Annotated in this window: 5 protein-coding genes; 1 reads left to right on the top strand and 4 read right to left on the bottom strand. The window is 61.1% G+C overall.

Annotated elements, in window-relative coordinates; translation table 11 throughout:
* From NFV80_RS05230 to NFV80_RS05220, 3 genes are all read right to left on the bottom strand, one after another.
* The coding region (locus NFV80_RS05230) for a DNRLRE domain-containing protein (protein WP_296758044.1) at positions 1–739 on the bottom strand (739 nt) is incomplete at its 3' end.
* Between the two features lie 71 nt (positions 740–810).
* Complete coding sequence (locus NFV80_RS05225; protein WP_296758041.1) at positions 811–1,392, bottom strand: DVUA0089 family protein; 582 nt, start codon at positions 1,390–1,392, stop codon at positions 811–813.
* Between the two features lie 555 nt (positions 1,393–1,947).
* A complete protein-coding gene (locus NFV80_RS05220) occupies positions 1,948–2,988 on the bottom strand; it encodes a PEP-CTERM sorting domain-containing protein (protein WP_296758039.1) in 1,041 nt (346 codons plus the stop codon).
* A gap of 145 nt (positions 2,989–3,133) precedes the next feature.
* Here NFV80_RS05220 and NFV80_RS05215 point away from each other — a divergent pair, with 145 nt between their 5' ends.
* The gene (locus tag NFV80_RS05215; RefSeq protein ID WP_296758036.1) at positions 3,134–4,267 is read left to right on the top strand and encodes a helix-turn-helix transcriptional regulator; all 1,134 of its coding nucleotides are present in this window, start codon (positions 3,134–3,136) and stop codon (positions 4,265–4,267) included.
* A 21-nt stretch (positions 4,268–4,288) separates the two neighbouring features.
* Here the strand turns inward: NFV80_RS05215 and NFV80_RS05210 are convergent, their stop codons facing one another.
* Positions 4,289–4,552 carry an addiction module antidote protein gene (locus NFV80_RS05210; RefSeq protein WP_296758034.1) on the bottom strand — a complete coding sequence of 88 codons (264 nt, stop codon included), beginning with the start codon at positions 4,550–4,552 and terminating at the stop codon, positions 4,289–4,291.
* Positions 4,553–4,606 lie beyond the last annotated feature (54 nt).

Genomic DNA, 4,606 nt, shown 5'->3' with positions numbered 1-4,606 from the left:
CTGGTCCGGCGGGTCCGGCATCGCCCTTTGCACCGGCAGGACCGGCGGGTCCGGCGTCACCTTTCGGCCCAGCTGCGCCCACGGGGCCGACTGGCCCGGCGGGTCCGGCAGCACCCTTTGCCCCGGCGGGTCCGGTGTCGCCCTTAGGACCTTGGGGACCGGGCGGCCCCCCCGCCAAGACGAGTTCCAGGCGCGCCGGATGGCTGGTGGCAGCGTTTTCCTTACTGTCGAAGAACACAGTTGCCAAGGCTCCCGCTGATCCGATCATGAACCCATAGTTGTTCAGGGATTTGGCTAGCCACGCTTGAACCGTACGGGTAAGGTCCACCGTCACCCATTGGTTCGCCTGCATCACGGCAATGGTTTGAAACGCGGGGCCAACGGCCGGCGCGTTGGATTCCGTCGCGGTGTTTTCAGCCCAGTCGGTCAGCACCTCCCTCAGTTCCACCGAACCGGCCACGCCAACCCTATTTACCCACAGAAATAAGGTGGCTTTAGTTATCTGGTCGGATGTGGTTCCCGCGGGTAGCGCGGAAGCGAGATCGAACTTGAGGAGCACCCGGCTCGTCGGGGACACGTTGAGGGTGACTGTCGAACCGAAGTTGATGTCTGGTTGAGTCTGGGACAGGTAAGTATCGGCCTTCAGCGTTGCTTCAAGCGCAGGCGCCGAAAGCGGGAGTAGCGCTGCCAACGCCAGTGTGGCGCTCCTGAACAAATTGACAAAGCGGTAGTCCTTCACTTGTTACTCCTGTGTAATTAGCGTTTGTGGAAACCGAATTGGAATAGCCAGTATGCAGCGGCGACTCGGCGTCAACCGAGTGCAGCTAACATGCAGCGCCTATGCAACAGGATCAGACCCAGCGCAATGAGTCCGAGGGTGCCCGGTGCCGGAACTGATGACCCAGGCAGGTCGATGTCCAGGGCCCAATCGCCAGTGCGCTGATCACGGGTCAGAAGAATGAACTGGCCGGGTCCACCGAGGAAAGCGGGGCCGGTGAAATCGCCCTGCCCGTCGCGGATGAATCCGTCCGCAAAACTGGGCCCGAACGGCAAATTGTCGTCCTGGGTGAGCACCGCCAGATAGCTACCGGCGACGAGGTTGACCGTGAGGGACACGTCCCAGCAGAAACTGGTCAGAGTATCGGTGTTGCCCCTGCAGGTAGCAACCCCTGCCTCGGCCAGACCGATCAGGTCCAAGCTCCCGAAAGTCTCGAACAACGAGACGACTGGGGCGAAACCACCGTTCGGGACGCCGATCCCGGCACCGTTAATGCCGCCGCCGAATGACCATGTATGCAGGGTGACGGCACTGGGTGCCGCGACGGTGAAACCAATCTCGGCCCGCTGGTCGTCCGTCGAGAAGCGTCCGGTGGCCGAGAAAGTGTAGGGCAAGGCAGTGCCCGACCAACCGACACCGCATGAGATCAATAGCAGCGCCCCGACTTGACGCGCTATGCTCTGAGAGCTGGCGAGGACTAGGGGCGCCAAGCCAAAGCGGGACCGCAGAGGCTCGCCCGAGGTCCTCTTGAAAATGGAGAGTAAGTCGGAGAAATTACGCTTGGGCATCATATGACCTCTCTACAGTCTTTTATGTGGCCTGACGCGGTTAACGGACCCCCTTGTGCGGCAAATAGCTCGCGTAGAGTGCCGCAAGGTAGACTTGTCCTGTTACGACAAAGTCATTCCAGCGTGGACTGGAATCAGGATTCCTCAATTTAGTCGGGCGTCCGAATCCTAGGTAAGCTTACGTGCCTGATTCCAGCTCACCCTTGCGAGAATCACTGAAAATCCGATAGTTACTACGATTGATTAGGACTAATCTACTGTGCCTTGTTTGCCCGTCTGCTCTCGGTCACCGTCGCCCTTGCCCCGGATCGTCGCGAGCTGTGGGGCCGCCGACCCTGCACCATGGGGGTTGGAAGAGCTGCCGAGATCCGTGACCAAGGGTTATCGTCCGAACCGCCTGCCAACCAAAGTTAGCAGACCGATCGCCGCCAAGGCCAAGGTCCCTGGCTCCGGTACGGCGTTCAAACCGATCCGAAAAATGCGCCCGCTACCCGCGAACTGATCGACCACGTAGAGATCGCCACCATCATAGGTGATGCCGCGCAGGTCGTGAAACTCTGGAGCAGTAAGCGTATCGAGAAGGCCAGAGGTAGTCGGATCAAGCAGATAGATCGAAGCGCCTTGCGTCGCGAACACCTTTCCGTCCCCGAATGCGATACCCCGCACGCCATCCCCGGAAAACGTAGGGGCGGCAAGCAGTGTTGAAAAAGCCCCCGTGAGCGTCGTGGCCGAGTGTGAGTACACGCCCGGATTACAGTAGCCGGAGCAGCCAGAAGCCGTCGGAACGCCGCTCTCGCCAACGAAGACCATGCCCTCGCCGACGGCTATGGAGTTCTGGTGCGCGCCGGTAAAATAGCCGCCGTACCGGTTGGGACCGATCTGCGTGAGGCCAGACCCGTCCGGATTAAGGGAGTGCACGTGGCCCTGTACGGCATCGGCGGTGTACAGCTTGGTCCCATCTGTTTCCAGGCCGGTAATATCCACGATCGGTTCTCCCACCGACGAGCCAGTGTAGATGGCGGTCACCGGTCCGCCACCGGTTTTCGGCGCCCTGAATATCTGGGAATCGGTAATGGGCCCGGATTGGGAGTCACCCCAATAAACGTCTGCCCCAATCACCGTCACGCCAAAGATATTGGTGCTCGGACTTCCAACGGGTGCGGTGTAGAGCGGGGTCAGGCTTCCACCACCCACGCTTGACAGCGAATAGACGGTGCTGGCGTCCTGGACAAAAACCGTGGAGCCATCTGACGCGATATCCCGGAACACCTTTCCGGGATTGTCCGAAATCAGAGTGATCGCGGCCGCATTCGCCGGCGCGATCCAAGGCACAGCCGTGACCGCCACCACGGCAAGTAGACCCACACCCAACTGCCCAAATACCTTCGTAGAGACAAACAAACGATGCCAAATCGTTTTCATGGACCCCTCCTTGTGCGTGCACTGATCTGGTTACGGGCCTCCAATCTACCAATCCCGCAGCAAATCGCCATCCGACAAAAGTAGGATTTAATTGCCCGAACTACGGCAGAATATGCGGGTCAAGAGGTCGTCTCGGGAGGGGGGAATGAACAACTTGCACAGTGAGGAGCTGCGGCTGCTCGAAATCATCGAGATGGCTTACGCCGCGCCGGATGACGAAGAGATGGCGCGTACGGTATTCATGGCCTTGCGCGACCTGCTGCCGTTTCCCAGCGGCATCCTGATGCCGGTGGCCGCCGATACGCTGCAACTGCAGCCCGGGCTGTGCTTTGACTGCGACCCCGCGGACATGTGCACCTATCTGACGCACTACGCTCCACAGGATCCCTTTGTGCTGCGCCAACCAAGTCCGGTGCTACGCAACCAGTCGGTTCGCTTCTCCGATGTCGTCAGTGCCAGCGAGTTGGGGCGCAGCGAGTTCACCGAGTTCATGCAACGGGTGCCTTATTACCACGCCCTCGGCATACTTACGGCGGTGGCCGGGCAGCCCGTCGCCGTCTTCAGCGTGCACCGACAGCGACACGAGCGCGACTTCAACGCCGAGGAACAGGCGATCGTCGACCGGATCGGTCCGCACCTGGCTCGGGCGATCGTTCTGCGCCGCCTGGCCAATGATCCGGAACAGCGACTGGAGACGGGCATCGTGGTGTTTGGCAGGGAACGAAACGCCCTGTACCTCAATACCACAGCCCGCCGTTTCCTTGGCACGACTCCGCCGGACGCGGTGCTCAGGGCGCTGCCGCCGCAGGGCACGGGCATCGTCAGCACGGCTTCCCGGAACTATCGCGTCCACCGGGTGCCGTGGGCTGCGGCGAGTCTGTTGCACCGTTTTGCCGTCGAGGAAGCGGCGGCGGATTCGCTTGATCGTGGGCAGGCGGGAGACGCAGTGGAGTTCTGGTCGGCAGCAACACGAGGTGGCTTCGGGGGGGAGCGGGCGATCATTCTTGCATTGCAGCCGTTTCGCCAGCGGGTCGATCTAGTACAGCGGCTGGCACGCCACGGGCTGTCGCCGCGTCAATCGGCGGTTGCCGGCGGCGTACTGCGCGGCCTGGACAATGGCGAAATCTCCCGCCAGCTCTACATTGCCGAGCAAACGGTCAAGGATCACCTGCACGAAATCTATCATCGACTTGGCGTCCACACGCGCACCGAGTTGCTGATCAAGGTGCTTGGGCCGACCAGCAGCGTACCGACCGGGCGTGGCAAGAGACGCACTTAGCCGGCGACGGACAGCGGTCGCTTACATGATCGACGGGTGCACCACTTCCGCGCGCAGACGGACACCCAAGGCGCGAATTACCTTCATGATCGTCGCAAATTCGGGATTGCCCTCGGCCGATAGCGCCTTGTACAGGCCCTCGCCAGCCAGGCCAGTTTCGCGGGCAAGCTGGCTTATCCCCCTGGCGCGGGCGATATCGCCGAGCGCGGCACGGATCAGGCTGCCGTCGCCGGGATCCTCGTCGATGCACGCATCTAGTATAATGTCTCGTAAATAGCTATACATCTAGTCTGAGGTGGGCTGGTTGATCATGGCCTCGCGAGCGCGCTGAATCTTGCG

The organism is Accumulibacter sp. (genome assembly GCF_023806565.1).
Classification (GTDB): Bacteria; Pseudomonadota; Gammaproteobacteria; order Burkholderiales; family Rhodocyclaceae; genus Accumulibacter.
The sequence above is the reverse complement of the archived record's forward strand: the minus strand, read 5'-3'. Positions and strand labels throughout refer to the sequence as shown.

Coding starts and splice junctions, on each gene's coding strand:
- NFV80_RS05215 (WP_296758036.1), top strand. CDS start 3,134: ATGAACAACTTGCACAGTGAGGAGCTGCGGCTGCTCGAAATCATCGAG.
- NFV80_RS05220 (WP_296758039.1), bottom strand. CDS start 2,988: ATGAAAACGATTTGGCATCGTTTGTTTGTCTCTACGAAGGTATTTGGG.
- NFV80_RS05210 (WP_296758034.1), bottom strand. CDS start 4,552: ATGTATAGCTATTTACGAGACATTATACTAGATGCGTGCATCGACGAG.